The 25,722-nt window shown below is 68.3% G+C and carries 28 protein-coding genes; 14 read left to right on the top strand and 14 right to left on the bottom strand.

Going from position 1 to position 25,722, the window contains the following annotated elements; translation table 11 throughout:
• Positions 1–170 precede the first annotated feature (170 nt).
• The 10 genes from BAY61_RS16805 to BAY61_RS16850 all read left to right on the top strand — a co-directional run bounded on the left by BAY61_RS16805 (position 171) and on the right by BAY61_RS16850 (position 10,811).
• Positions 171–1,694 carry a catalase gene (locus tag BAY61_RS16805; protein ID WP_091804983.1) on the top strand — a complete coding sequence of 508 codons (1,524 nt, stop codon included), beginning with the start codon at positions 171–173 and terminating at the stop codon, positions 1,692–1,694.
• Positions 1,695–1,899: 205 nt separating this feature from the next.
• Complete coding sequence (gene mftD, locus BAY61_RS16810) at positions 1,900–3,090, top strand: pre-mycofactocin synthase MftD (RefSeq protein ID WP_091805316.1); 1,191 nt, start codon at positions 1,900–1,902, stop codon at positions 3,088–3,090.
• A 32-nt stretch (positions 3,091–3,122) separates the two neighbouring features.
• Positions 3,123–3,938: a mycofactocin-coupled SDR family oxidoreductase gene (locus BAY61_RS16815; RefSeq protein WP_091804985.1), complete on the top strand. Its 816-nt coding sequence runs from the start codon at positions 3,123–3,125 to the stop codon at positions 3,936–3,938.
• Positions 3,939–4,052: 114 nt separating this feature from the next.
• The gene (locus BAY61_RS16820; protein WP_245865164.1) at positions 4,053–5,108 is read left to right on the top strand and encodes a fatty acid desaturase family protein; all 1,056 of its coding nucleotides are present in this window, start codon (positions 4,053–4,055) and stop codon (positions 5,106–5,108) included.
• Between the two features lie 76 nt (positions 5,109–5,184).
• Positions 5,185–5,988 carry a 2-keto-4-pentenoate hydratase gene (locus tag BAY61_RS16825; protein ID WP_091804987.1) on the top strand — a complete coding sequence of 268 codons (804 nt, stop codon included), beginning with the start codon at positions 5,185–5,187 and terminating at the stop codon, positions 5,986–5,988.
• Positions 5,981–6,427, top strand: coding sequence for a RidA family protein (locus BAY61_RS16830; RefSeq protein WP_091804989.1), 447 nt, complete (start codon positions 5,981–5,983; stop codon positions 6,425–6,427). The genes BAY61_RS16825 and BAY61_RS16830 overlap by 8 nt, the downstream gene beginning before the upstream one ends.
• 173 nt (positions 6,428–6,600) lie before the next feature.
• The gene (locus BAY61_RS16835) at positions 6,601–7,125 is read left to right on the top strand and encodes a 3-hydroxyanthranilate 3,4-dioxygenase (protein WP_091804991.1); all 525 of its coding nucleotides are present in this window, start codon (positions 6,601–6,603) and stop codon (positions 7,123–7,125) included.
• 9 nt (positions 7,126–7,134) lie between these two features.
• The gene (locus tag BAY61_RS16840; RefSeq protein ID WP_091804993.1) at positions 7,135–8,133 is read left to right on the top strand and encodes an amidohydrolase family protein; all 999 of its coding nucleotides are present in this window, start codon (positions 7,135–7,137) and stop codon (positions 8,131–8,133) included.
• Between the two features lie 300 nt (positions 8,134–8,433).
• The gene (locus BAY61_RS16845; protein ID WP_091804995.1) at positions 8,434–9,807 is read left to right on the top strand and encodes a hemolysin family protein; all 1,374 of its coding nucleotides are present in this window, start codon (positions 8,434–8,436) and stop codon (positions 9,805–9,807) included.
• A complete protein-coding gene (locus tag BAY61_RS16850) occupies positions 9,804–10,811 on the top strand; it encodes a hemolysin family protein (RefSeq protein WP_091804997.1) in 1,008 nt (335 codons plus the stop codon). The genes BAY61_RS16845 and BAY61_RS16850 overlap by 4 nt, the downstream gene beginning before the upstream one ends.
• 71 nt (positions 10,812–10,882) lie before the next feature.
• On the opposite strand, the gene BAY61_RS16855 is transcribed toward BAY61_RS16850, so the two are convergent.
• Complete coding sequence (locus BAY61_RS16855; RefSeq protein WP_211323582.1) at positions 10,883–11,575, bottom strand: HAD family hydrolase; 693 nt, start codon at positions 11,573–11,575, stop codon at positions 10,883–10,885.
• Positions 11,576–11,664: 89 nt separating this feature from the next.
• Between BAY61_RS16855 and BAY61_RS16860 the strand changes: the two genes are divergently transcribed.
• Positions 11,665–12,744 carry a GDSL-type esterase/lipase family protein gene (locus BAY61_RS16860; protein ID WP_091804999.1) on the top strand — a complete coding sequence of 360 codons (1,080 nt, stop codon included), beginning with the start codon at positions 11,665–11,667 and terminating at the stop codon, positions 12,742–12,744.
• A 12-nt stretch (positions 12,745–12,756) separates the two neighbouring features.
• On the opposite strand, the gene BAY61_RS16865 is transcribed toward BAY61_RS16860, so the two are convergent.
• From BAY61_RS16865 to BAY61_RS16885, 5 genes are read right to left on the bottom strand one after another with little or no spacing between them, the layout of a single operon-like run.
• The gene (locus tag BAY61_RS16865; protein WP_091805001.1) at positions 12,757–13,056 is read right to left on the bottom strand and encodes a hypothetical protein; all 300 of its coding nucleotides are present in this window, start codon (positions 13,054–13,056) and stop codon (positions 12,757–12,759) included.
• Positions 13,043–13,276, bottom strand: a complete 234-nt coding sequence (locus BAY61_RS16870) for a hypothetical protein (protein ID WP_091805002.1) — start codon at positions 13,274–13,276, stop codon at positions 13,043–13,045. The genes BAY61_RS16865 and BAY61_RS16870 overlap by 14 nt, the downstream gene beginning before the upstream one ends.
• A 17-nt stretch (positions 13,277–13,293) precedes the next feature.
• Positions 13,294–13,749 carry an Lrp/AsnC family transcriptional regulator gene (locus BAY61_RS16875; protein WP_091805004.1) on the bottom strand — a complete coding sequence of 152 codons (456 nt, stop codon included), beginning with the start codon at positions 13,747–13,749 and terminating at the stop codon, positions 13,294–13,296.
• Positions 13,746–14,891, bottom strand: coding sequence for a M24 family metallopeptidase (locus BAY61_RS16880; protein ID WP_091805325.1), 1,146 nt, complete (start codon positions 14,889–14,891; stop codon positions 13,746–13,748). Before BAY61_RS16880 ends, BAY61_RS16875 begins: the two co-directional genes overlap by 4 nt.
• Before the next feature lie 10 nt (positions 14,892–14,901).
• Complete coding sequence (locus BAY61_RS16885) at positions 14,902–15,567, bottom strand: class I SAM-dependent methyltransferase (RefSeq protein WP_091805006.1); 666 nt, start codon at positions 15,565–15,567, stop codon at positions 14,902–14,904.
• Between the two features lie 25 nt (positions 15,568–15,592).
• Between BAY61_RS16885 and BAY61_RS16890 the strand changes: the two genes are divergently transcribed.
• Entirely contained in the window at positions 15,593–16,540 is a 948-nt protein-coding gene (locus BAY61_RS16890) for a 5'-3' exonuclease (RefSeq protein WP_091805008.1), read from the top strand.
• Here BAY61_RS16890 and BAY61_RS16895 read toward each other — a convergent pair.
• From BAY61_RS16895 to BAY61_RS16910, 4 genes are all read right to left on the bottom strand, one after another.
• Positions 16,521–16,946 carry a DUF4333 domain-containing protein gene (locus tag BAY61_RS16895; RefSeq protein ID WP_143021378.1) on the bottom strand — a complete coding sequence of 142 codons (426 nt, stop codon included), beginning with the start codon at positions 16,944–16,946 and terminating at the stop codon, positions 16,521–16,523. The genes BAY61_RS16890 and BAY61_RS16895 overlap by 20 nt on opposite strands.
• A gap of 49 nt (positions 16,947–16,995) precedes the next feature.
• Entirely contained in the window at positions 16,996–18,189 is a 1,194-nt protein-coding gene (locus BAY61_RS16900; RefSeq protein WP_091805012.1) for a GNAT family N-acetyltransferase, read from the bottom strand.
• A gap of 37 nt (positions 18,190–18,226) precedes the next feature.
• Positions 18,227–19,003 (bottom strand): DUF4333 domain-containing protein, encoded by a 777-nt coding sequence (locus tag BAY61_RS16905; protein ID WP_091805014.1) that lies wholly within the window; start codon positions 19,001–19,003, stop codon positions 18,227–18,229.
• 133 nt (positions 19,004–19,136) lie between these two features.
• The gene (locus BAY61_RS16910) at positions 19,137–21,905 is read right to left on the bottom strand and encodes a DEAD/DEAH box helicase (protein ID WP_170140205.1); all 2,769 of its coding nucleotides are present in this window, start codon (positions 21,903–21,905) and stop codon (positions 19,137–19,139) included.
• 133 nt (positions 21,906–22,038) lie between these two features.
• Between BAY61_RS16910 and BAY61_RS16915 the strand changes: the two genes are divergently transcribed.
• Positions 22,039–22,791: a TetR/AcrR family transcriptional regulator gene (locus tag BAY61_RS16915; protein ID WP_211323583.1), complete on the top strand. Its 753-nt coding sequence runs from the start codon at positions 22,039–22,041 to the stop codon at positions 22,789–22,791.
• Positions 22,792–22,812: 21 nt separating this feature from the next.
• Complete coding sequence (locus tag BAY61_RS16920; RefSeq protein WP_091805331.1) at positions 22,813–23,205, top strand: MmcQ/YjbR family DNA-binding protein; 393 nt, start codon at positions 22,813–22,815, stop codon at positions 23,203–23,205.
• Here the strand turns inward: BAY61_RS16920 and BAY61_RS16925 are convergent.
• From BAY61_RS16925 to BAY61_RS16940, 4 genes are read right to left on the bottom strand one after another with little or no spacing between them, the layout of a single operon-like run.
• Positions 23,190–24,086 carry a diacylglycerol/lipid kinase family protein gene (locus BAY61_RS16925; protein ID WP_091805016.1) on the bottom strand — a complete coding sequence of 299 codons (897 nt, stop codon included), beginning with the start codon at positions 24,084–24,086 and terminating at the stop codon, positions 23,190–23,192. The genes BAY61_RS16920 and BAY61_RS16925 overlap by 16 nt on opposite strands.
• Before the next feature lie 19 nt (positions 24,087–24,105).
• Complete coding sequence (tatC, locus tag BAY61_RS16930) at positions 24,106–25,065, bottom strand: twin-arginine translocase subunit TatC (RefSeq protein ID WP_091805018.1); 960 nt, start codon at positions 25,063–25,065, stop codon at positions 24,106–24,108.
• A gap of 51 nt (positions 25,066–25,116) precedes the next feature.
• Entirely contained in the window at positions 25,117–25,461 is a 345-nt protein-coding gene (gene tatA, locus BAY61_RS16935) for a Sec-independent protein translocase subunit TatA (protein ID WP_091805020.1), read from the bottom strand.
• Between the two features lie 42 nt (positions 25,462–25,503).
• A complete protein-coding gene (locus BAY61_RS16940) occupies positions 25,504–25,722 on the bottom strand; it encodes a bacteriophage holin (protein WP_091805022.1) in 219 nt (72 codons plus the stop codon).

Genomic DNA, 25,722 nt, shown 5'->3' on the forward strand with positions numbered 1-25,722 from the left:
TCACCTCGCGCCACCGCCATGACCCCACCAGCCTTACGTGTAAGGGCTCAGAGCGCCGGGTATCTCGCGACGGGAGGTGATGGCGTGACGTTCACCGAGGACGCCCGCCTCACCCCGGGTGGCCAGCGCTCACCCGCGCGTTCAGCGATCTCGTTCTGAGGAGAAGGCACGTGACACGGGAACACACGAACCTCACCACCACAGACGCCGGCATCCCCGTGGAGAGCGACGAGCACTCGCTCACCGTCGGTCCTGGCGGGCCGATTCTTCTGCAAGACAGCTATCTCATCGAGCAGATGGCCCAGTTCAACAGGGAGCGGGTGCCCGAGCGGCAACCGCACGCCAAAGGCAGTGGCGCGTTCGGAAGGTTCGAGGTGACCGATGACGTCAGCGCCTACACGAAGGCGGCGTTGTTCCAGCCGGGCACGAAGACCGAACTGGTGATCCGGTTCTCCACGGTCGCCGGTGAGCGCGGCAGTCCCGACACCTGGCGCGACCCTCGCGGATTCGCGATCAAGTTCTACACCTCCGAAGGCACCTACGACATGGTCGGCAACAACACCCCGGTGTTCTTCGTGAAGGATCCGCTCAAGTTCCAGCATTTCATCAGGTCCCAGAAACGCAGGGCCGACAACAACCTTCGCGACCACGACATGCAATGGGACTTCTGGACGTTGTCCCCCGAGTCGGCGCACCAGGTGACGTGGCTGATGGGTGACAGGGGGATTCCACGCACGTGGCGGCACATGAACGGCTACAGCTCGCACACCTACCTGTGGATCAACGCGGCCGGTGAGCGGTTCTGGGTCAAGTACCACTTCAAGACCGATCAGGGCATCGAGCACTTCACCCAGGACGAGGCCGACCAGATGGCCTCGGCCGACACCGACTACCACACCAGGGATCTCTTCGAGGCGATCGAACGCGGCGAGTATCCGACGTGGACGCTCTACATGCAGATCATGCCGTTCGACGACGCTCCCGGATACCGGTTCAATCCGTTCGACCTGACGAAGGTGTGGCCGCATTCGGACTACCCGCTGATCAGGGTCGGCAGGATGACGCTCGACCGCAATCCCACCGACTATCACACCGAGATCGAGCAGGCCGCGTTCGAGCCGAACAACCTGGTTCCCGGCATCGGGCCGAGTCCGGACCGGATGCTGCTCGGCAGGCTGTTCTCCTACGCCGACGCCCACCGCTACCGCATCGGTCCCAACTACAAGCAGTTGCCGGTCAACGCGTCGACCTCGCCGGTCAACAGCTACAGCAAGGACGGCCCGATGCGGTACGAGAAGGTCAGCGACCCGGTGTACGCGCCGAACTCCAAGGGCGGGCCGGCCGCTGACACGGAACGTTACGGGCTGCCGCCCAGCTGGTACACCGACGGCGCGATCATGCGCAGCGCCTACGTCTCCCACGACGAGGACGACGACTGGGGCCAGGCAGGCACGCTGGTCCGCGAGGTCTTGGACGACGCGGCGAGGGATCGGCTCGTGCACAACGTGGTCGGTCACCTGCTGAACAACGTCACGGAGCCGGTGTTGCGACGAGCCTTCGAGTACTGGCGCAAGGTCGACGGCCGCATCGGCGAGCGGATCGAGAGCGGTGTGCGCGCGAAACAGGACGAACGAGACCCGAAAGCCGCCGAGCAGGCCAACCCGGCCAGGAGCGACATGCAGGCGAAGGCCTGACTCTCCGGGTCCGTGACCGGCCGCCATTCCGGCGCGCCGGTCATCGTGGGCTCGCGTCACCACGTCCGGTTCAGCGGCCGACGGTCCGCGCCGGTAGCGCGGCGTGCCATCCGGCTGCCGGAGAAGGTATATTGACACCAGGTGTCAAAATAGCCGCGAACAAGAGCTGGCGCGCAGCGCCATCGGGACGAGCGTGGGAGTGACGATGTCCAACGGGTGGTTCGAGACGGTGGCCGAGGCGCAGCGCAGGGCGAAGCGGCGACTGCCGAGGTCGGTGTACGGGGCGCTGGTGGCAGGCTCCGAACGGGGACAGACCATCGAGGACAACATGGGCGCCTTCGCCGAACTCGGCTTCGCGCCGCACGTCGCCGGTCTTTCCGACCAACGCGATCTCGCGACCACCGTCATGGGGCAGCCGGTTTCCATGCCGGTGCTGATCTCCCCTACCGGAGTGCAAGCCGTGCATCCCGAAGGCGAGGTCGCCGTCGCCAGAGCCGCCGCTGCCCGCGGCGTGGCGATGGGCCTGAGTTCCTTCGCCAGCAAATCGGTCGAGGAGGTCGCCGCCGCCAACCCGCAGACCTTCTTCCAGATGTACTGGGTGGGCTCCCGCGACGTGCTCGTGCAGCGCATGGAACGCGCCAAGGCGGCAGGTGCCGTCGGCCTGATCATGACGCTGGACTGGTCCTTCTCCAATGGAAGGGACTGGGGCAGCCCCAACATTCCGGAGAAGATGGACTTCAAGACCATGGTCAAGTTCGCGCCGGAGGGCGTGACGAGGCCGAAATGGTTGTGGGATTTCGCCAAGACGCGCAGGCTTCCCGACCTGACCACCCCCAACCTGACGCCGCCAGGCGGCACCGCCCCCACGTTCTTCGGCGCCTACGGCGAGTGGATCCAGACCCCGCTGCCGACCTGGGACGACGTGGCGTGGTTGCGGCAGCAGTGGGACGGGCCGTTCATGCTCAAAGGCGTCACCAGGGTCGACGACGCCAAACGCGCGGTCGACGCCGGGGTGTCCGCGATCTCGGTGTCGAACCACGGCGGCAACAACCTCGACGGGACCCCCGCCACGATCAGGGCGCTGCCGCCGATCGCCGACGCGGTGGGCGAGCAGATCGAGGTACTGCTCGACGGCGGTGTCCGCCGCGGCAGCGACGTGGTCAAGGCACTGGCTTTGGGCGCGAAGGCGGTGATGATCGGCAGGGCCTATCTGTGGGGTCTCGCCGCCAACGGGCAGGCCGGTGTCGAGAACGTGCTCGACATCCTCCGCGGCGGCATCGACTCCGCGGTACTCGGCCTCGGCCTGACCTCGGTGCACGACATCTCACGGGGCGACGTCGTGATTCCCCCCGGCTTCATCCGCGAGCTCGGCGTTCACGAGGCCGCCGAGCTCTGATTCCTCCTCAACCACACAGAAAGAGGTCGACGATGACCGGACGTGTTCACGGCAAGGTCGCTTTCATCACCGGGGCCGCCCGGGGCCAGGGCAGGGCGCACGCCGTTCGCTTGGCGCGGGAGGGTGCCGACATCATCGCCGTCGACATCTGCGCGCCCATTCGCAACGTGCCCTACGCCGCCGCGACCCGCGAGGACCTCGACGAGACCGTCAAGCAGGTGGAGGCACTCGACCGCAGGATCGTCTCCAGGGTCGTGGACACCAGGGACGCCGACGCGCTCAAGGCCGCGGCCGACGAGGGCGTCGCGGAGCTGGGCAAGCTGGACATCGTCGTGGCCAATGCGGGCATCTGCATCGCGGCCGTATGGGACAAGGTCACCCCGGAGATCTTCCGCGACACCATCGACATCAACCTCGTCGGCACGTGGAACACCGTCATGGCCACGGCGCCGCACCTGGTCACCAATGGCGGCGGCTCGATCATCCTGACCTCCTCGGCCGCCGGGCTGAAAGGGCTTCCGTTCCTGACGCCGTACGTGGCCAGCAAGCACGGCGTCACCGGGATGGCCCGCTCGTTCGCCAACGAACTGGCCGTGCACGACATCCGCGTGAACAGCCTTCACCCCACGGGCGTGCGCACCCCGATGGGGGGCGGGGAGGCCACGGCCGCTTTCGGTCCCGCGATGGAAAAGAATCCCAGGGTGGGCGGCATGTTCGCCAACAGTCTTCCCATCGAGACCACCGAACCCGAGGATCAGGCCAACGCGGTCCTGTTCCTGGCATCGGACGAGTCCCGCTACGTCACGGCACTGGCCATGACGGTGGACGCGGGCAACACCCAGTACTGATCACCCTCCGGTGCCCGCGCCACGGCCTGGGCACCGGAGGTAGGGCCTGCCCCAGTACCGACGAGGGTGGGCACCGGATTACCACCGCCTTCGCTCTTGCTACAGACTCGACGGGTGACCTTGGATGCCACGGACAACCCCGACATCGTCTCGACCACCTCCTCCAGAACGGGCAGCGACTATTCCGTGCTGGCCCGAACGATCGGCGACGCCGGTCTGCTGCGGCGAAGGCCCGGCTACTACGTCCTGCGGTTCGCTCTCGTCTTCGGCGCGTTCGCCGCGTGCTGGGCCGCGTTCGCGTTCATCGGTGACTCGTGGCTACAGATCGCGGTCGCCGCGGCATTGGCCCTCCTTTTCGGACAGATCGCGCTGCTGGCTCACGACGTCGCCCACCGTCAGGTCTTCCGCACCCGGCGGCCCAGCGAGATCACCGGCCTCATCGTCGGCAACCTCGCCATCGGATTGAGCTACGGCTGGTGGATGGACAAGCACACCCGTCACCACGCCAACCCCAACCACGAGGAACTCGACCCCGACGTCTCGCCCGACATCCTGGTGTGGTCGACAGACCAGGCCAAAGCCAGTTCGGGTCTGCCGTCGTTCATCGGGCGCAGGCAGGCGGCCCTGTTCTTCCCGCTGCTCACGCTTGAGGGCGTGAACCTGCACGTGTCGAGCTTCCGCGCCCTGCGCTCACCCTCCCTCAAGAACCGCGGCCTTGAGGCGGCCCTGCTGCTGACCCATGTGCTCGGCTACCTCGCCGCGGTGTTCCTCCTGCTCTCCCCCGCGAAGGCGCTCGTGTTCATCGCCGTTCACCAGGGCCTGTGGGGTGTCTACATGGGATGCATCTTCGCGCCCAACCACAAGGGAATGCCGACGCTGCGCGGCGAGCGGCCGGACTTCCTGCGCAGGCAGGTGCTGACCTCACGCAACGTGCGTGGCAGCCGGTTCGTCGACGTCGCGCTCGGTGGGCTCAATTATCAGATCGAGCACCACCTGTTCCCCAGCATGCCCACCCCGCATCTGCGCAAGGCCAGGCCGATCGTGCGTTCCTACTGCGCCGAGCTGGGCGTGGCTTATCACGAGACCGGGCTGCTGGCCTCCTACGGCGAGGCGATGCGGCACATGCACGCGGTCGGGGCACCACTGCGGGAGCGCCGCGCGCGGAAGTGAGCGCCGCCGCGCGGCTGGACTGACCCGGCGTGGTGCGACACGATGCCGGGAGGGACACCGCGCGGTGGGAGGACTCATGACCGGCACAGAGGACGAACTGGCTGCCGCGCTCGACAGGGCCGCGACCAGCGGGACCGCCATTCCCGCGCCGAGCTCCGATGGCACCGGACTGCCGCTGGAGCTGGCCTATCGCGTGCAGCACAGGGTGGTCGCGCTGCGGCTGGCTCGCGGGGAGCGGGCCGTTGGCGTCAAGCTGGGCTTCACCAGTGAGGCGAAGATGGCGCAGATGGGCGTCAGCGAGATCATCGCGGGCAGGCTTACCGACGCGATGTGGTTCGGTGATGGCGAGCGGGTCGAGCTGGGCGGGTTCATCCATCCCCGCATCGAGCCGGAGGTCGCGTTCCGGCTCGGCGAGGACGTCGACCTCGCGGGAGCCCGCTCAGGTGCCGCCGATATCGGCGATGCCGTCGACGCCGTCGCGGCCGGTATGGAGATCATCGACTCGCGGTACTCCGGATTCCGGTTCGGACTGTCCGATGTGGTCGCGGACAACACCTCGGCGGCCGGTTTCGTGCTGGGCCCGTGGTGCTCGCCGGACACCGAGGCGGGCTCCCGCGCCGTGTCGCTGAGTGTCGACGGGACGGTCACCGCGACCGGTTCGACGGCGGCGATCCTCGGACATCCGCTCAACGCGCTGCGCGCGCTCGTGCCGCTCGCCGCCAAGCGCGGTTTCACCCTGCCCGCGGGCAGCATCGTGCTGGCCGGAGCGGCAACGGCCGCGACACCGTTGACCGCGTCCGTGGTGACCGCCCGTATCGAAGGGCTCGGCGAGGTGAGCCTCACCGCCACCGGAGGCGGGACGGGAGGCGGAGATGAGTGACCAGCCACGACGAAACCAGGCGAAGGTGGTGGCCGGTAAGGCCGCACCGCGCGGGAGGTACCCGCACATCAAGGTCGCGGGAGGATTCGCCTTCGTCTCCGGCACCAGCAGCCGCCGCCCCGACAACACCATCGCGGGAGCCGGAGCCGACGAACTGGGCACCACCACGCTGGACATCAGAACGCAGACCGCCGCCGTGCTGGAGAACATCAGGGACGTGCTCGCCGAGGTAGGCGCGAGCCTGGCCGACCTCGTCCAGGTCACCACCTACCTGGTCAGCATGAACGACTTCGGCGGATACAACGAGGTCTACGGCCGCTTCTTCGACGACAGCGGCCCCGCGAGAACGACAGTGGCCGTGCACCAGCTCCCCCACCCGCACCTGCTCATCGAGATCCAGGCCGTCGCGCTGCTGCCAGGAGGCGGCGAGCCGCGCTGACCGCGAGCGCACCGACCCGCGGATTCACCCGAAACCCGTATCGCGAACGACCCCCGCGCGAGCAGAATGGGCAGCGGAACAGGCAGCGGCCGGGCAGGTCACCCTGCGCGGTCATTGAGGCGACCACGGTGGTCTCTCGCCGGGCCACCGCCAACGACGGACGGGGTCGGAACATGCCGAGCATCAACCCGGTCATCAACTTTCCGAAGTGGATCGAAGCCAACGAGCATCTGCTGCGGCCACCGGTGAACAACCAGCAGGCGTGGACGGAGACCGGTGACTTCATCGTCATGGTCGTCGGCGGCCCCAACCAGCGCACCGACTTCCACGTCGATCCCTACGAGGAATGGTTCTTCCAGTACAGGGGAACCATGCACGTCGACATCATCACCGAGGAAGGCCCGCGCAGCGTCACGATCGGCGAGGGCGACATGTGGCTGCTGCCCGGTAACGTCCCGCATTCGCCGCAACGCCCGGAAGCGGGCTCGATCGGCATCGTCGTGGAGCGCATCAGGGAGGAGGGCACGCTGGAGAAGTTCCAGTGGTACTGCCCGCATTGTTCGGCGCTCGTGCACGAGGTCGAGTTGCAGGTACGCAGCATCGTGGCCGACCTGCCACCGGTGTTCGGCCAGTTCTACGAGGACGAGCGGGCCCGCACCTGCGGTTCGTGCGGGCGGCTGCATCCAGGCAAGGGCTGAGCTGCCGCGATGACCGTCATCGACGTCCACACGCACTACGTGCCAAAAGGCTGGCCCGATCTGGCGACGGCCACCGGGGGTGGCGACGCGTGGCCGTGGCTGCGCCTCGAATCCGAACGCGAGGCCGTCATCATGGTGCGTTCCTCGGAGTTTCGCCGCATCGGCCACAACGCGTGGGACACGCGGCAGCGGCTGCGGGACATGGACGCCGACGGCGTCGGCATCCAGGTCGTCTCCCCCACCCCGCTGTTCTTCTGCTATGCCGAACCGGCGAGCGGCGCCGCCGCGGTCGCCAGGATCTTCAACGATCTCGCACTGGAGATCTGTGCGCCGGACCCGGCGCGGTTCCTGCCGTTCTGCCAGGTTCCCTTGCAGGACACCGACGCCGCCTGCGCGGAGGTGGAGCGCTGCGCGGCCCAGGGCCACCGGGGCGTGGAGATCGGCAACCACGTCGGTGACCGCGACCTCGACGACGAAGGCGTCGTCACGTTCCTCCAGCACTGCGCGCAACTCGGCATGCCGGTCTTCGTGCACCCGTGGGACATGCCCGGCTCGCCGAGGCTCGACCGCTGGATGGCGAGATGGCTGACGGGAATGCCGGCGGAGACCCACCTTTCGCTACTGGCCATGGTGCTCGGCGGCGCGTTCGACCGGCTGCCCCGTGAACTGCGGTTGTGCTTCGCGCACGGCGGCGGGTCGTTCCCGTTCTGGGTGGGCAGGATGGACAACGCCTGGCACCGCAGGCCCGGCGTCGTCGCGACCTCCGAGTACCCGCCCTCGCACTACCTCGACCGGTTCTGCGTCGACAGCGTCGTGTTCGGCGAGGCCGCGCTGCGGCTACTGGTCGACACCATGGGTGCCGAGCGTGTTCTGCTGGGTAGCGACTATCCGTATCCGCTTGGCGAGCGGCCAGCGGGAGAGGTCGTTCGCGCGGCGCGGTTCCTCGACGAGGAGCGCCGTGACCGGATACTCGGCGGCAACGCGGCCCGGTTCCTCGCCATCCGGTGAGCAGGGCGCGGGACCCCCGCCTGTCCGAACAGGACCCGGCAATCCCGTAACCGCGTGATCACGAACAGGAATGACACCTGGTGGCGGGCACATTGCCCAGGTGAGCGAGTTTGATCTACGCCACACCGCCTGGCGTGGCGGAACTTTCTCCCCGGGTACTCACGTGATAGTGATACCGCACTCATGTCCGTACCCCCGTAACGAGAGGACAATGGACCCTTACCGAAGTACGAGCTGCGCCGTTTGTTCAGCCGGTACCCGAAGTACCGGCACTCGCATTGAGGAGCGGGTGACGGCGCAATGATCATCCTCAATATTTTCATCGGCATTCTCGTCGTCCTGCTGCTCACCGCGGCGACCGGCTATTTCGTGGCCCAGGAATTCGCCTACATGGCCGTCGACCGGTCCCGGCTGAAGGCCCGCGCGGCCGACGGTGACAAGGGAGCACAGCGGGCCCTGCGGATCACCAAGCGAACGTCGTTCATGCTTTCCGGTGCCCAGCTCGGCATCACCGTCACCGGACTGCTCGTCGGCTACGTCGCCGAACCGCTCATCGGCGCCGGAATCGGAGAACTGCTCGGCGGTGTCGGGCTTTCCACCGGCGTCGGAATCGCCATCGGCACCGTGCTCGCCTTGTTGTTCTCCACCATCGTGCAGATGGTGTTCGGGGAGTTGTTCCCCAAGAACCTCTCGATCTCGAAGCCCGAACCGGTCGCGCGCTGGCTGGCCTGGTCGACCAACGTCTACCTCGCCGCGTTCGGCTGGCTCATCACTCTGTTCGATCACGCGTCCAACCTGCTGCTCAAACTCGTGCGCATCGAACCGGTGCACGACGTCGAGCACGCGGCGACCCCGCGCGACCTCGAACACATCGTCGCGGAGTCGCGAGACAGCGGCGATCTCTCCGGGGAGATGTCCACGCTGTTGGACCGGGTGCTGGATCTGCACGACCGCAGCGCCGAGCACGCCATGATCCCCCGGCCGAAGGTGGCCACGGTCTCCGGCGCCCGGCCGGTCTCCGACGTGGTCGAGCTGATGGCGACGGGCCATTCACGGTATCCGGTACTCGGCGACGGCATCGACGACGTCCGCGGCATCGTGTGCCTGCGCGACGTGCTCACGCTCGACGCGGAACAACGCAGGGAGCGGCTCATCTCCGACATCGCCCGCGACGCGGTGCTCGTGCCGTCGTCGCTGCCATTGCGACAGGTGCTGATCCAGCTCAAGGAGGCTGGCGAGCAACTCGCCTGTGTCGTGGACGAATACGGCGGGCTGGCCGGAGTCGTCACCGTCGAGGACATCGCGGAGGAACTCATCGGCGAGATCGCCGACGAGCACGACCCGGCGGGCGAGCACGCGACCCGGCTCGACGACGGCGGCTGGCTGCTGCGCGGCACCGTGCACATCGACGAGGTCGAGCGCCTGCTCGGCCACGACCTGCCGCACGGCGACTACGAAACCGTCGGCGGCCTGGTGATCACCGAACTCGGCACTCTTCCGCAGCCGGGTGACGCGGTGACGGTGGCTCTGCCCCGCTCGCCGGGAACGCCGGACGAGCAACCGGACTACGAGCTGGCGATCACGGTGGGAGCGGTCGACCGGCATGTGCCGGCCAGCGTCCGGGTCCGGCTCCAGCCCTCCGGGGCCGTCCGCGGTGAGGAGGCCGGAGCATGAGTGATCTGAACCCGTTGCTCGCCATCGCGATCACGATCGGCATCATCGTGCTCAGCGCGTTCTTCGTCGCGGTCGAGTTCTCCCTCGTCGCGGCACGCAAGTACCGGCTTGAGGACGCGGCTGGCCGCAGTGCCTCGGCACGAGCGGCGCTCAAGAGCGCGCGCGAACTGTCGTTGCTGCTTGCCGGTTCCCAGCTCGGCATCACCCTGTGCACGCTGGCACTCGGTGCGGTGACCAAACCGGCGGTGCATCACATGCTGACGCCGCTCATGAGTGACCTTGGGCTGCCGCTCGCGGCGGCCGACGTCATCGCGTTCATACTCGCGCTCGTCGTCGTCACGTTCCTGCACCTCGTGGTCGGCGAGATGGCCCCGAAGTCGTGGGCGATCGCGCATCCGGAGAAGTCGGCGACATTGCTGGCGATTCCGATGCGCGGCTTCATGTGGTTCACGAGGCCGATCCTGGTCGCGCTCAACGGCGCGGCAAACTGGTGCCTGCACCGGCTCGGCGTCACCGCGGTGGACGAGGTCAGCGCGGGACACACTCCCGACGACCTCCGCCAGCTCGTCGAGCACTCCGCCGAGGCGGGTGCGCTGGACGCGCCACGGCACGGCCAGCTCGCCACCGCGCTGGATCTGCGGGTGCGGCCGCTGCGCGACATCATGCGGCCGATCGCCGAGGTCAGTGCCGTGGCGGCGAGTGCTTCCGTCGCCGAGGTGCAGCGCGCCTCCCGCGACAGCGGGCACCTGCGGCTCGTCGTCCGGGGCGAGCGGGGAAGGCCGCTCGGTGTCGTGCACGTGCGGGACACGCTCACCCAGCCGGAGAGCACCACGGCAGGCGAACTGGTCCGGACCGCGCTGACGTTGTCCGCCGACGCGCCCGCTTACACGGCGCTGGGCACGATGCGCGATCGCCGGAACCACTTCGCGCTGTTGGAGGAGGACGGCACGATCGTCGGGCTGCTCACTCTCCAGGACCTGCTGGACGAGCTGCTGGCTGGATAGCCGGTCTCTCACCGAATCCAAGGCCCCGTGGCGTCCACTGTGGATGCCACGGGGCCTTGTTCTGCCAGGAATCAGAAGTGCCGCAACAGCTCGGGAAACGTGGTCAGTGTCAGGACACCGTCGTCGGCGGGGTCGAGTTCGCCGTGTTCGAGCACCCAGGTGTGCTCGTTCGGGATGAACACGGCGTTCATGCCGGCCTGCCTCGCCGGCAGGATGTCGGACTTCGGCGAATTGCCGATCATCCACGTCGTCTCGGGCACCAGCGAGTTGCGCTCGGCGAGCCGCCAGTAGGTGTCGACGGTCTTCTCCGCGACGATGTGCACCTCGCGGAAATGCCTCGCGAGCCGGGACGCGGCGATCTTGCGTTCCTGTTCCCCGGTGTCGCCCTTGGTCAGCAGCAACAGTTCATGCCGCTGCCCCAGCGCTTCCAGCGTCCGCGCGACGCCCGGCATCGGCTCCACCTTGCCCTCGACGAGCGCCGAGGCCAGCTCCTCAAGATGCCGCAGCTCGGCCGCCGAGGCCGGCCTGCTGTGCAAGGTGGCGAAGCAGTCCCCGAGACTGCGCAGGAAGACGGTGCTGCCGTAGCCGTGCGCGGCCGAGTTGGCCCGCTCGATGTCGTCGAGCACGCCGCGGATCGCGGTCCGGTCCAGCGTGGGGTGCGCGACCCAGTCGAGGAATCCGTCGATGGCCCGCTCGAACAGGATGTTGTTCTCCCACAGGGTGTCATCGGCATCGAAGATGAGAACCTGCCGGTCATGTCGCACTCGTCGCACCTTCCCCTCGCGCCGGGCCAGCAGTGTAACCACGACTGCGGGCGGAGCCGCCACGCGTTTTTCCCCTAGAATCGACGTCGATGGCCAGATCTCGCTGGTGGCTCGGTGCGTTCGCGCTCGTCGGTGTCGCCCTCCTCGTCGGAGTTTTCGTTCTCATCGGACAGGACCGAACGCCTCCCGACCGCCCAGGCCCACCAGGGCGGGGTCCGCTGACCGTCGTCACCATCGGTGACAGCACGTTGTCCGGCGAGGGTGCCGGAGACTACACGGCCGACACCAACGGCAAGGACGGCAACTGGTGCCACCGCTCCCCCAACGCGGCGGTGAACAAGATCGAACTGCCAGGGGTCACCAAGGCGGTCAATCTCGCGTGCTCGGGGGCACCCGCAGGACAGATCGGGCTCGGCACCGTCAAGCAGTGGACGGAACCCTCACAGGCTCAGCAACTCGCGACGCTGGTCAAGGACCACAGGGTCACCGCCATCGTGGTGGCGGTGGGAGCCAACGACGATCCGCACTTCTCCCGGCTCATCTCCGAGTGCTTCACCTCGTGGTTCATGGACGACGGAAACCCGTGCAGCGAGAAGATCAAGGACGACTGGCAGTCCAGGATCGACGCCATGGTCCCGAAAGTGGTCTCCGCGCTCCGCGACATCAAGAAGGTGCTGCGAACGGCGGGTTACTCGGCCGAGGACTACCAGCTCGTGCTCCAGTCCTACGCGGCGCCGATCAGCCCGGACATCCCCGAGGACCTGCGCAATCTCAACGGCTGCCCGTTTCGCACCGACGACCTTCGCTGGGTGAAGGAAACCGGGGCCGCCGACCTCACCGAGGGCCTGCGCTCAGCCGCCGAGCAGGCGGACGTGCGCTTCCTCGACCTTTCCCGCTCGGGCGAGGGGCACGAGGCGTGCTCGGGCGGAGCCGACCCGAGCACCGAATGGTTCACCAGGTTCACGGTGGAATGGAACGACCTCACCGACGCCGACAGGTTCAGCCACGCGATCCAGGAATCCTTTCACCCCAACGCTGAAGGCCACGCCCAGCTCGCCCGCTGCCTGAGCGAGTTCCTCGGCACCAGCGAGCGTTCGGCGGCGTGCCTCAAGGGCGAGGACGGCAATCTGCACGCGGCGCCGTCGGTGCTGGCGCAGAACGACCGCTGAGCCACGGCCGCGTCACAGGTCGAGCGCCGCCCGCAATGCGCTGTCGATCTGTTCCTGCACGTCGTCGCCGATCTCGGCGATGCGCTGATCCAGCCACGGCCGGTAGACCCGGGTCAGGTTGAGGGTGGAAATCCAGAACCGGGCGTCGACGGCGACACCGAGAATGTCCTGTGGGTCCTTCTCCAGCAGTTCGGTTCCCAGCAGCCACGGGCGTTCCGATTCGTTGACGCCGTCGGAGGACAGCAGAAGAACCGCGCGTGACCTGGCTTGCTCTGTCGGAGGGTGGTAAGTCCAGACTTCACCCCTGCGCACGCAGGTCCTCCAGCGCGGCCGCTATCTCGGATTCGTCGGCCGCGGCGGCCGTTTCGGCGGTCTGGGGGCGTGCGGGCTTGTGGTAGCCGGTACGAACGGCTTCCCTGCGGGCCGCCTTGGACAGCCACGACGAGACCGACACCCCGTGTGCCTTCGCGGCGCGCTCGGCGAACTCCAGCGCGCCTTCGTCGAGTGACAAAGTCACCTTACGTGTTGCCATACGATTTATCGTACCTCTCACAAGGTGGGAGAGCGCCCCTCGAACGGTGTCGAGAGCACCACGGTCGTCCGCGTCGAGACCTTCGCCGACTCCCTGATGCGGCGCAGCAGGTCCTCCAGCCCCAGCGGGGAGGCGACTCGCACCAGCAGGATGTAGGACTCGTCGCCCGCCACCGAGTAGCAGGACTCGATCTCGGTGATGTGTTCGAGCCGCTGCGGATAGTCGTCGGGCGCGGCGGGATCGTTGGGGGTGAGCGAGATCAGCGCCGTCAGCGGGAGCCCGATCTGCTCGCCGTCGAGTTTCGCCGTGTAACCACGGATGACGCCCCGCTGCTCCAGGCGCCTGACCCGCTGATGCACGGCCGATACCGAGAGCCCGACGCGTTCGGCCAGGTCGGTGAAGCTTCGCCTGCCGTCGGCGGCCAGCTCCCGCACGATCGCCTGGTCGAGCGGCTCCAGTCCGGGGTTGGTCATGAGCCGAGCACGACCAGTTCGTGCGGCCGGTTGTTCAGCGGCTCCATCCCGTCGGAGGTGACCACCACGATGTCCTCGATCCGGGCACCCCAGCGGCCGGGCTGGTAGATGCCAGGCTCGACGCTGAACGCCATGCCGGGTTCGAGCACGAGGTCGTTGCCGCCGACGATGTAGGGCTCCTCGTGCACGTCGAGCCCGATGCCATGGCCGGTGCGGTGGATGAAGTACTCCCCGAAACCCGCCTCGGCGATGATGGTCCTCGCCGCCGCGTCGATGTCCTGCGCGGTGGCACCGGGCCGCACGGCCTCGACCGCCGCCCGCTGCGCGCGCCGCAGCACCTCGTAGGTCCCGGCGACATCGGCGTCCCTCGGCTGCCCCACCGCGTAGGTGCGGGTCGAGTCGGAGTTGTAGCCCTCGGCGATCGGGCCTCCGATGTCGATGACGACGACGTCACCGTTCTCGATGACCCTGCCGGAGACGTCGTGGTGCGGGCTCGCGCCGTTGGGCCCCGAGCCGACGATGACGAACTCGGCCTCGGTGTGCCCCTCCGCGACGATGGCGGCGGCGATGTCGGCGCCCACCTCGGCCTCCGTTCGGCCTGGCCGCAGCCACTCGCCCATCCTGGCGTGCACCCTGTCGATGGCCGCTCCCGCCGTGCGCAGCGCGGCGATCTCGGCCGCGTCCTTGCGCATGCGCAGCTCACGGATCACCGGTCCGGCCAGCGTCTGCTCGGCCGAGCCGATCGCGTCCCTCAGCCCGAGCACGTGCAGCGCGGCCATGGTGTCGCTGACGGCGACCCTGCCCGGCTTGCCGAGCCTTCCGGCGACCAGCGCGTAGGGATCGTCACCGTCGACCCAGGTGAGCACGTCGACGCCGAGGTCGTCGGTCGGCACGTCGGTGTAGCCGGGAGCCTCCAGTTTGGGCAGGACGAGCGCCGGTGCCGCGCCGGAGGCGGGGACCACGAGCGCGGTCAGCCGTTCGAAGGAGCCGACGGCCTGGCCGATGAGGTACCGCAGATCCGAGCCGGGGGCGATCAGGAGCGCGTCGGTACCGGCGTCGGACGCGGCGTCGCGGGCCCGGTCGAGGCGGGCCCGCAGGGCGGCGGCGTCGGGGGCGGGAGTGTGCAGGGATCGGCGCGACATGACCATGAGCCTAGCCGGGAGCGCCTCCCTCGCGGGCGGAGGCAGGCCGGGCCACGCCGAGCACGCGCGGCGCCACGACCGATATTTTCGCGCCGTAGGGGAAGATCAGCTCACGCCACCTCACCGGCAGCCAGCCCGCGGCCCGCATGGTGGCGAGCGGGTCCCTGTTGGGGTGGCAGCCGCCCATCAACCGGGGCCACACCAGATCGGCCGCGTCCTGGATCAGCGCCCGCACGCGCTGAGGCGACCGCACGTGCTCGTAGAACCGCAACTCCCCGCCTGGCGCGAGGATTCTGGCGAACTCGGCGAGCGCGGCGACCGGATCGGCGACCGAGCACAGCACCCCGGAGACGACGACGGCGTCGGCCGAACCGTCCTCGAACGGAAGCCGGTCGGCGGTCGCCGCGACGACCGACACCGGAACCGGAACCGGCGCGGATGCCACCACTCGCCGTGCCTCCGAGCGCAGGGAGGGCTCCGGTTCGACCGCGGCCACCCCGGTGACCTCGTCCGGGTAATACGCGAAGTTGAGGCCCGTGCCCGCGCCGACCTCCACGACGGAGCCGGTGAGCCCGGCGAGCAGCTCACGACGCAACTCCGCCTGGCCTCTGGCCTCGTTGCGGTCCCCGATTCGCTGAAACAGTCTCGCGAAGAACGGGTTCTGAAAGGGCGCCACGGACCGAGCATGGCAGGCTGGGCGGGTGACCACCGCACCCTTGGCGCTACTCGACGCCGCGAGCCTGTACTTCCGCTCGTACTTCGCGCTGCCGGACTCCCTCACCGCGCCGGACGGCACCCCGGTCAACGCCGTCCGCGGGTTCACCGACACCATCGCCAGGATCATCACCGATCGCGGACCTGGCAGGCTCGTGGCCTGCCTCGACGCGGACTGGCGGCCACAGTTCCGGGTCGACGCCCTGCCCAGCTACAAGGCGCACAGGGTGGTGGAAACGGCCCCTTCCGATGGCGTCGATGTCGAAGAGGTGCCGGACACGCTGACGCCGCAGATCCCGATCATCCTTGAGGTGCTTGAGGCGGCCGGCCTCGCGACCGCGCTGGCGAGGGGCTTCGAGGCCGACGACGTTATCGGCACCCTCACGATCAGGGAGAAGACCGACCCCGTCGAGATCATCACCGGCGACCGCGACCTGTTCCAGCTCGTGCGCACCGAACCGACCCCGGCCTCGGTCATCTACGTCGGCAAGGGCTGGGCCAAGGCCGAGGTGCTCGGACCGGCAGAGGTGGCCGCGAAGTACGGCATCCCGGTGACGGCGGCGGGCCCCGGCTACGCCGACATGTCCATGCTGCGCGGCGACCCTTCCGACGGCCTGCCTGGAGTCGCCGGCATCGGGGAGAAGACCGCGGCGAAGCTGATCACCCAGTTCGGCTCGCTGGAAACACTCGTAGCCGCGGCCGAGGCGGAAAGCACCGAGCTGCCGCTGAAGACCCGGACCCGGCTCAACGAGGCGGCCGACTACCTCGCCGTGGCGCCGACCGTCGTCAGGGTGGCTCCCGACGCGCCGGTCGAGTTCTCTGGCGACGACCGGCTGTCGCCGTCGGCAGCCGACCCGGACCGGCTCACCGAACTCGCCCGGCGCTGGAACCTCGGCGGTTCGGTGCCGAGGCTGCTCACGGCGTTGGGCCACTGACCTCGGCTGGCTGGCCGACCTCGTACTGCCCTTCTTCGGTGTTGACGGCGATGGGCACGGGGACGTCCTGGCCCGCGATCCTGGCCGTGCAGTCGAACGTGGTGCCGACCTCGACGGGCTGGTCGGCGGGACAGGTGACGTCCTCGATGTCGGCGACGCGGTAACCGTCCTCCAGCACCTGAAGCACCGACGTGCGCATCGTTTCCGGATCGAAGACCCTGGTCACCGGTGCGACGCCGGTCTCGGTGCCGGAGGTGACGGCGGGCGCGCTCGTGCCGGAGGGTCTGCTCCCGGTGCTCTCCCGCGCACCCGTCCCAGCGTCCTCGCCGCTGCCGCCGCTGTCACCGCCACCGTTGTCACACGCGCCGAGCAGCAGGAATCCGCACGACACCGCTGCAACCAGCACACCACGTACCCGCAAAACCGGACACCCCGAGAAGTTGATCGTCCACAGGTCAGAAGAACGTACCGCACCACGGTGTGGAGCGAGCACCGAACAGGTCGTCGGCGACCGCCACCGCGCCGGGATCGCTCACCCTGATCCTGCCGGTCGCCGCAAGCGAGGAGGGAAGCCACGCGCCGAGGTAGGCCATGGCGAGCGTGTCGGCGCCCATCCGCAGCTGGGCGTCGCGCTCGGTCCGCGACACCTCGTCGGGCGTGATCAGATACCGGCCCGCGTTGTGAGGGAGGAACGGGTCGTCGACCTCGATGACGAGTGGCCCAGCTGCCCGCTCACGCGCCAGCAGCGCCGCCTCGACATCGACCAGGCGCACCCAGGTGTCGTCCTCGACCTCGGTCACCGTGCACATCCTCGGATCGGTGAACAGCAGTTCCACCGGCTCGGTGACCGGGCCGTAGCCGACCTGGATCTCGTCGACGAGATCGACTCCGAGCAGGAACCGCCACAGGCCCGCGAACGCCTCCGGTGTGCCGTAGTGCAGGTCGTCCACCTTCAGCGTGCCGTCGCTTCCCGGTGTCCTGACGACCCGGTACACGACGAAGCCGTCGATGCCGTCCGGGCCGTGGTGCACGGCGGTCACGACCGGTTCCTCGCTTGCTCTGAGTCCCCGTTCGACGGCGTACCACCAGTGCTGGGGCCTGCTCATCATGCCGGGCCGCAACGGAAGTCCGGCGTAGCTGCCGGGCAGCCTGTTCAGCGCCGCGTCGATGTCTAGTAGTTCGATCTCCCCGCTCGTGGGAAGGTCCGATCGCAGCCGCGCGGCGAGGCGCCGCACCTTGTACGAGCGCATGAGGGTGCCGACGCCGTAACCGAACCGGCCGTAGATGACGCCCTCGCTGGCGTGCAGGGCGGCCGCGACTATCCCGCGCTCGGCGAAATCGGCGAACTGTGCCCGCATGAGGCTCGTCAGCACTCCACGGCGGGTGCGGTCGGCCCTGACCCCGACGCCGGTGACAGCGGCCAGCGGGACGTCGGCACCACCCGGGACCCGAAGCAGCGCGTCGGTCGACTTCGCGGTGCCGATCAGGGCTTCGTCGAAGACCCCGAGAGTGCGCTCCGGCTGGTAACCCCGGTGGGTCGTCACCCACTCCTCGTCCTTCACCGGAGGCACGTGCAGGGAGGCACGGAACAACGTGTTCGCGGCGCGCAGTTCGTCGTCACGCAGTACGCGGGTCACAAGGTCGCTCATGACAACGATGCTCGCCGGGTGAGGGCGCGTGTGCCACTCAATTACCCGGCGCCTCCAGTTGACCGACCTCGTAGTGCGCCTCGTCGTCCTTGGCGGTGATGGTGACGGTCTGCTGCTCACCGTTGACCATGACCTGGCACTGGAACGAGTTGTCCTTCTTGACTTCCTGGTCGGCGGGGCAGGTCACCGATTCGATGCCTTCGACGCCGTAGCTGTCGGTGAGGACCTTCTGCACGTCCTCGGCCATCTGCGTGTTGTCGAAGACCTTGGTGACCAGGAAACCCGGCCACAGGAACAGGGCAACCGCGGCGGCCGCGACGACGAGCACGAGCCCGCTGACCCCGATCCACAAGCCTTTGCCGCCGCCGGATTTCGGCTGCTGCGCGCCGAACTGCTGTTGCCCGTAAGGCTGCTGGCCGAACTGGGTGGGGTCGTAGCCGGGCTGCTGCCCGTACGGCGATTGCTGTGTCTGTTGCGGCTGTTGGCCGTACTGGCCCTGCTGGCCCAAGGTGTTCGGGTCGTACCCGGGCTGCTGGCCGTATCCCGGCTGCTGCGGCTGGCCCTGCCCGTACCCAGGCTGCTGGCCGTATCCGGGCTGCTGTTGCTGGCCCTGCTGGCCATAGCCGGGCTGCTGGCCGTAACCCGGTTGCTGCCCGTAGGTGTTCGGGTCGTAGCCCTGCTGACCTTGCTGGCCTTGCTGGCCATAGCCTGGTTGCTGCGGGTAGCCGCCTTGCTGGGGGAACCCACCGGACGGGGGCCCCGGCTGCTGCTGCCCCCACTGCTGAGGGTCGTTGCCTCCGTACGGCGTGCTCATCGTGTTGCCTCCGCCAATTCACCTATACGTCTGGTCCCCGCGCCGCGAGAAAATGCCGGGGCGTCGTCGGCGATCCAACCACAGCGCGCAGTCCAGCACACCTACCGGGCAGGCACGAGATCACACTCGACCGTCACACGTCGCCCGCCGCGACCACGCCACGGCGCAGCGTCTTGACCGCCTTGGCCGCGACGGCACCGACCGGATGGTCCCTTCCGAGGACGTCCTTGATCTGGTCGAGCAGGTCGATCACCTGCCGCGACCAGCGAACGAAGTCACCGGCGGACAGTTCCTGCCCGTTGGCCTCGGCGGCGGTGAGCACCTTCTCCAGCGATTCGCCGCGCGACCAGCGATACACCGGCCACGCGAAACCCGCGTCCGGTTCCCTGGTCCGCGTGAGCCGGTGCCTTCGCTCGTCCTCGACGAGTTCGGTCCACAGGCGGGCGGTCTCCTGCCACGCCTTCGGCACGCCACCGGAGGGCAGCCGGGGCTCGGCGGCTGCGTCCCTGCGCGCCTCGTAGACCAGCACCGACACCACGGCGGAAAGCTCGGGCGGCGTCAGCCCGTTCCAGATCCCGTGCCGGATGCATTCGGCCGCGAGCAGATCCGATTCGCTGTAGAGCCGCGAGAGCATCCGGCCGTGCTCGGTGACGACGTCCTCGGCGGTGAAATAGCCGCGCTCGGCGAGGAGCGCCCTGATGCGGTCGAAGGCCCTCGCCAGCGAGTGCGTCGTTGCCGCCACCTTGCGTTCGAGGTGCGCGGTCTCCCCGGCCAGCCGCTGATAACGCTCGACCCAGCGCAGGCTGGCTTCCCTGTCAGCGAGCCCGTGCGCGGGATGCTCGCGCAATTCGGCTCGCAGCGTGGCCAGTTCGGCATCCTCGTTGGCTCCCGACCTCCTGCGTTCGCGGGGTGGCCTGGTGATCCCGGTGTTGCGCAGCGAGGAGGCGATGTCACGGCGCGTCTTCGGAGAGCGCAATTCCACGTGCTTCGGCAGTCTGACGGTGCCGAGCGATTCGACGGGAGCCGGGAAATCGGACACCGAAAGCGGTCCCGACCAGCGGTCCTCCGTCACCACGACGGGGCGGGGTTCGTGAATCGGATCGAGTCCGGGGTCCACGACGACGGCGAGTCCCGCCCTCCGGCCCTGAGGTACCGAGATCACGTCGCCCTTGCGCAGCTTGCCGAGGGATTCCGCCGTCTGGGCCCTGCGGGTCGCCGAGTTCTGCCTCGCGAGCAGTTTTTCCCTTTCCGAGACCCGTTTGCGCAGCTCCACGTAGGACAGCAGGTCGTCGAAGTCGCCGCTCACGGCGTCGGCGTAGCCGGTGAGCGCTTCCTTGTTCCGCTCGATGCGGCGGGCCGTGCCAACCACCGAGCGGTCGGCCTGGAACTGGGCGAACGACTGCTCAAGCAGATCGCGGGCCTGTTCGGTGCCGAACTGGCCGACCAGGTTGATGGCCATGTTGTAGCCGGGCCGGAAGGAGGAGCGCAGCGGATAGGTACGCGTCGAGGCGAGCCCGGCGACCTGCCTCGGATCGACTCCCGGCTGCCACACGACCACCGCGTGACCCTCGATGTCGATCCCCCGCCTTCCCGCCCTTCCGGTGAGTTGCGTGTACTCGCCGGGTGTGAGGTCGACGTGGGCCTCGCCGTTGTACTTGACGAGCCGTTCGAGCACGACGGTGCGGGCGGGCATGTTGATGCCCAGTGCCAGCGTCTCGGTCGCGAAGACGACCTTGACGAGGCCGCGGACGAACAGTTCCTCCACCGTCTCCTTGAACGCGGGCAGCAACCCGGCGTGGTGAGCGGCGATGCCCTGTTCAAGGGCCTCGCGCCACTCCCAGTAGCCGAGCACGCCGAGATCCGATTCCGGCAGTTCCGCGGTGCGCTCGTCCACGACGCGCCGGACCTCGGCGATCTCCTCGGGTGTGTTGAGCCGCAGTCCCGACCGCACGCACTGCGTGACGGCGGCGTCGCAGCCCGCCCGCGAGAAGATGAACACGATCGCGGGCAGCAATGCCGCGTTGTCGAGCCGGTCGATCATGTCGACCCGCGACGGTGGCCGGAACCGGGGCACCCTGGCCCCCTGGCCCCTTCCTCTTCCTCTGCCGCGCAGACCCGCCGGTGCGTGCATGCGCCCCATGTCCTCGGCCCTGCGCAGCAGCATCGGGTTGATCGTGGCCTCGCCGTTCTTCTCGCCAGGCCCGTCGTCGCGTTCACCCGCGAACAGGTCGAACATCCGGTTGCCGACGAGCATGTGCTGCCACAGCGGAACCGGTCGGTGCTCGTCGACGACGACGGTGGTGTCGCCACGAACCTCGACGAGCCATTCCCCGAATTCCTCCGCGTTGCTCACGGTCGCGGACAAACCCACGACGCGCACGTACTCCGGCAGGTGGAGGATGACCTCCTCCCATACGGCGCCGCGGAACCGGTCGGCGAGATAGTGGATCTCGTCCATCACCACGTAGCCGAGGTCGTGCAACGCCGAGGAGCCCGCGTAGAGCATGTTGCGCAGTACCTCGGTGGTCATCACGACGATCTGCGCGTTGCCGTTGATCGCGGTGTCACCGGTGAGCAGCCCGACCTGGTCGGGACCGTAGCGCGAGGTCAGGTCGGCGTACTTCTGGTTGGACAGCGCCTTGATGGGTGTCGTGTAGAAGCACTTGCGGCCTTCCGCCAGCGCCAGGTGCACGGCGAACTCGCCGACGACCGTCTTGCCGGCGCCCGTCGGCGCGCAGACCAGCACGCCGTGCCCGTCCTCCAGCGCCTGACAGCCACGCGTCTGGAAGTCGTCGAACTCGAAGGAAACCTCCCCTGAGAAACGGGTGAGCTGCGGGTACCTGCCCCTGCGGCGAGCGGCTTGATACGCCTCGGCCGGCGTGGGCGAGCTGGCTTGGTCCACGGCGTCAGGGTTCCACATCGTCCGTCCGGCCCGCATGCGGCAGGTGATCTCCACGTCGATTCGCGACGATCACCGTTCGTTCTAAACTGCCGTTCGTCACCGTCTCCCGTTCGTCGCGCGGGTGCGGGATGACGTGGGAACCGACGCCGGTACCGAAAGCGAGAAGCACGACGTGGAATTCAGCAAAGCGGTGACAGCCCAGACAGCCCAGCCGCCGTGGCGGACGAAGGCGAAAGCCCCGAGGCGGCTCCCTCGGCAGCCGCTGTCCCAGGAGTCGATCGTGGACGCCGCGCTCACCGTGCTCGACAGGGACGGGCTCGCGGCGGTCAGCATGCGCGGCACCGCACAGGAACTCGGCACCGGCCCGGCCTCGCTTTACGCCCACGTCGCGGACAAGAGCGAACTGCTCGACCTGCTACTGGAGCGCGTGTTCGGCGAAATCGCGCTCCCCAGGCGGATACCCGGCGGGTGGCGACTGGAACTGAGGGCGCTCGCACTGGAGATCCGCAGGGCGCTGACCACCCACGCGGGCATCGCCAGGGTCGCCATGCTCGGTGCGCCGACCGGCCCCAACGGCCTCAGGGTCGGCGAGGCGATCCTCGACATCATGCTGAGCGCGGGCTTCCGGCCGAGAGTGTGCGCGCTCACCGCCGACCGCCTCGTGCTCTATGTCGCCGCCGACGTACTGGACGGTGCGCTGTACCCGGGCGATCCGGCAGGCAGGGAGCAGGTGGGCGGCTACCTGCGGAACCTGCCGGCCGAGCGGTTTCCGCACACGGTCGCGATGGCCGACGATCTCCTCGCCCGCGAACCGATTGAGCGATTCGAGTTCGGACTGGGTCTCATGCTCGACGGGCTCGCGGCGAGGGAAGGCCGGGGGCGCTAGCCGGCGTGCGAAACTGCCTTGGTGAAGCCACGGGAGCTGAGAGCAGCTTGTCTCGCGCTGGCGGGTTCCACCGAGGAATTCCCCTTCGGCGAGGACAACAGCGTGTTCAAGGTGGGAGGAAAGATTTTCGCGCTCAGCAGGCTGCCGGGCCATCCGCTGCGGGTCAGCCTCAAGTGCGATCCCGAGATCGCTCTCCAGTTGCGTGCGACCCACCCCGCGATCACCGGTGGCTATCACCTCAACAAGCGGCACTGGAACACCGTCCTGCTCGATGGGTCGGTGCCGGACACTCTGGTCCGCGAGCTGATCGAGGATTCCTACGACCTGGTGGTCGCCGGGCTGCCGAAGGCGAAGCGGGAGCGGCTGCGGTGGGCCGCGCTTGGCGATGAGGAGCGCGGTCAGCCGCTGGCCTGACCGAGGACGGTCAGCGCACCGGGGACGCAGGTGACGCGCTTGGGCAACGTGCCGAGTGATTCGCCGTCGGCGTAGGCGGGCCAGCCGTCGCAGGACAGTTCCACCGAGCGGGCACGCAGCGTGCGCACCGCGGGATGGTGGACGTGTTTGCCGCTGCGCAGGCTCGGCAGCAATCGCGCGAGTGTCCTGCGGGGCACCTTGCCGACGACGGTCACGTCGAATACACCGTCATCGGGGCTCGCCGAAGGACAGATCGGGATCCCGCCGCCGTACCAGCCGGTGTTGCCGACGGCGGCGAGGATGGCCTCGCCATGCCAGCGTTCGCTGCCGGTGTCGAGGGTGAGCCTGCCCGGCCGCAGCGCCGCGAGTTCGGCGACGACGGCGAGGTCGTAGCGGCGAGGCCCCTCGGGCCATCGCATCCGGTTGGCTCGCGCGTTGACGGCGGCGTCGAATCCCGAGCACAGCACGGTGCCGAACCAGGTCCCGTCTCCGGTTCTGCCGAGGTCGATCCGGCGGCGCGAACCCGAGCGCAATGCCCCTGCGACCGCGTCGGCGGCGGCATCGGGACTGGCGGGGACACCGAGCGCCCTCGCGAGGTCGTTGCCCGTACCTGAGGGGACGATGCCCAGCGCGACATCGGTTCCGGCGCAGAACTGGACCGCCTGGTGGACGGCGCCGTCACCGCCGAGCACGATCAGCACATCGAGCCCCGCCGCCCGCGAATCGGTCATCAGCGCGCGCGATTGCTCGACCGTGTTGGCCGCGAGCAGGTCGAGCCGGTCGACCTCGGTCCGCAACCTCGCGGCGACGGCGTCCGCGATCCGTGCCGCCGCGCCCCTTCCCGAGTCGGGATGCACCGCGAGCGCCGCACGTATCCCCATGCCCGTGTCAGCCCCGAGGTCAGGTGATGTCGTCGGTGCTTGCCGGGCGTTGCTTGCCCTGAGCGGAGTCGTCGCCGACGGAACTCGGCGTGTAGTTGAACGGAGCCGCCTCGTCGTCGTCGAGCTTGTCCCAGCCCTCGTCGGCACGCAGCCGGTCGCGCTTGCGGTCGTGCAATCTGGTGATCTGCAACGCGAACTCGAACAGCAGGGTCAGCGCGAAGGCCAGCGCGAGCATCGAGAACGGGTCGGCAGGCGTGACGAAGGCGGCGAACACGAAGAGCGCGAAGATGATGCCCCTTCGCCACTTCTTCATCTGGTCGTATCTGACCACGCCGACCCGGTTGAGCATGATGATCAGCAACGGCAACTCGAAGCTCACGCCGAAGATCAGCAACAGCGACAGTACGAAGGAGATGTACTTGTCACCGGTGAACCAGGTGGTGAAGGACCCGCCGCCGAAGTTCGTCAGCAACTCCAGCGCGTGCGGTGTCATGAAGTAGGCCAGGCACGCGCCGAGCGCGAACAGCACGCTGGCGAACCCGACGAAGGTCAGCGCGTACTTGCGTTCCTTGGAGTAGAGACCAGGCGCGATGAAGGCCCAGAGCTGGTAGAGCCACAGCGGGGCGAACAACACCGCACCCGCTGTCAGGCCCACCTTCAGCTGGATCATGAAGGCTTCGAACGGCACGGTCTGCAGAAGCCGGCACGGCCCTTCGGGGGGATACCGCTGGCCCTGCGGGATGGCGCAGTAGGGGCCGGTCACGATGTCCCCGAGTGAGGGAATCGGCCCGACCCTGTTCTGGAACCAGATGAACCCGATGATGCCGCCGGCGACGAGCGCCAGCAGGGCATATCCCAGCCTGCGGCGGAACTCGTAGATGTGCTCGACGAGTGTCATCGTGCCGTCAGGATTGTGCCGACGGCTCCGATGACGCCGTTTACCCCCGCGCCGCGCGCGTGTGCCGGACGATTCCGCCACGGAGAGTGTCCGTTCTCTCGCTATCCAGTGATCACTGCCCCAGCGGTTCGGTCAGCTCGGGTTCCGCTGAGTCTGATCGGCGGCGCTGCCCGGCTGCTGCTTCTTGAGCTCGTCGAGCTGCCGCTGGAGGTCGGCAAGCTGCTGGTCCTTCTCGGCTCCCGGAGTAGCCGGAGCCGCCGCGTTCGTCGTCACCTGTGGCGTGGCGAGCTGCTTCGGCTCGGCGTCGGTCGCCTCCTGCTCGGACTCTCCGCTGCCGCGCATGTCCTTGGTCTCGGCCTTGAAGATCTTCATCGACTTGCCGATCGACCTCGCGGCGTCCGGAAGCCGCTTGGCGCCGAACAGTACAACCACGAGAAGCACCAAGATGATCAAGTGCCACGGTTGCAGTGCACCCATCGGTGGCCTCCTTCTTACTTTTCCACGACCGATCGTACTGGTTTAGCCATTGTGCGTGCGTGAACGACCTCGCCGCTGCCCGATGGCGACCTTGACGGCCGCGACCCTGGCTCTCAGCAGGCCGAGCTGGTCGTGCGTACTCGCCGAGACCATGCTCGCCGTACGGCCGTACCGGCGCAAGAGCCTCGCCGACCGAATCGTGATGACGACGAGCACGAGAATCCCGAGCGCGACCAGGCAGGCGCTCAGCACGTAGAACAC

The sequence above is a fragment of the Prauserella marina genome (assembly GCF_002240355.1).
GTDB lineage: Bacteria > Actinomycetota > Actinomycetes > Mycobacteriales > Pseudonocardiaceae > Prauserella_A > Prauserella_A marina.

What these genes read in the sequence shown, in the direction of transcription:
- mftD (WP_091805316.1), top strand. Translation starts at nt 1,900, where the DNA reads ATGTCCAACGGGTGGTTCGAGACGGTGGCCGAGGCGCAGCGCAGGGCG.
- BAY61_RS16815 (WP_091804985.1), top strand. Translation starts at nt 3,123, where the DNA reads ATGACCGGACGTGTTCACGGCAAGGTCGCTTTCATCACCGGGGCCGCC.
- BAY61_RS16825 (WP_091804987.1), top strand. Translation starts at nt 5,185, where the DNA reads ATGACCGGCACAGAGGACGAACTGGCTGCCGCGCTCGACAGGGCCGCG.
- BAY61_RS16830 (WP_091804989.1), top strand. Translation starts at nt 5,981, where the DNA reads ATGAGTGACCAGCCACGACGAAACCAGGCGAAGGTGGTGGCCGGTAAG.
- BAY61_RS16835 (WP_091804991.1), top strand. Translation starts at nt 6,601, where the DNA reads ATGCCGAGCATCAACCCGGTCATCAACTTTCCGAAGTGGATCGAAGCC.
- BAY61_RS16840 (WP_091804993.1), top strand. Translation starts at nt 7,135, where the DNA reads ATGACCGTCATCGACGTCCACACGCACTACGTGCCAAAAGGCTGGCCC.
- BAY61_RS16845 (WP_091804995.1), top strand. Translation starts at nt 8,434, where the DNA reads ATGATCATCCTCAATATTTTCATCGGCATTCTCGTCGTCCTGCTGCTC.
- BAY61_RS16850 (WP_091804997.1), top strand. Translation starts at nt 9,804, where the DNA reads ATGAGTGATCTGAACCCGTTGCTCGCCATCGCGATCACGATCGGCATC.
- BAY61_RS16860 (WP_091804999.1), top strand. Translation starts at nt 11,665, where the DNA reads ATGGCCAGATCTCGCTGGTGGCTCGGTGCGTTCGCGCTCGTCGGTGTC.
- BAY61_RS16870 (WP_091805002.1), bottom strand. Translation starts at nt 13,276, where the DNA reads ATGGCAACACGTAAGGTGACTTTGTCACTCGACGAAGGCGCGCTGGAG.
- BAY61_RS16875 (WP_091805004.1), bottom strand. Translation starts at nt 13,749, where the DNA reads ATGACCAACCCCGGACTGGAGCCGCTCGACCAGGCGATCGTGCGGGAG.
- BAY61_RS16880 (WP_091805325.1), bottom strand. Translation starts at nt 14,891, where the DNA reads ATGTCGCGCCGATCCCTGCACACTCCCGCCCCCGACGCCGCCGCCCTG.
- BAY61_RS16900 (WP_091805012.1), bottom strand. Translation starts at nt 18,189, where the DNA reads ATGAGCGACCTTGTGACCCGCGTACTGCGTGACGACGAACTGCGCGCC.
- BAY61_RS16905 (WP_091805014.1), bottom strand. Translation starts at nt 19,003, where the DNA reads ATGAGCACGCCGTACGGAGGCAACGACCCTCAGCAGTGGGGGCAGCAG.
- BAY61_RS16925 (WP_091805016.1), bottom strand. Translation starts at nt 24,086, where the DNA reads ATGGGGATACGTGCGGCGCTCGCGGTGCATCCCGACTCGGGAAGGGGC.
- tatA (WP_091805020.1), bottom strand. Translation starts at nt 25,461, where the DNA reads ATGGGTGCACTGCAACCGTGGCACTTGATCATCTTGGTGCTTCTCGTG.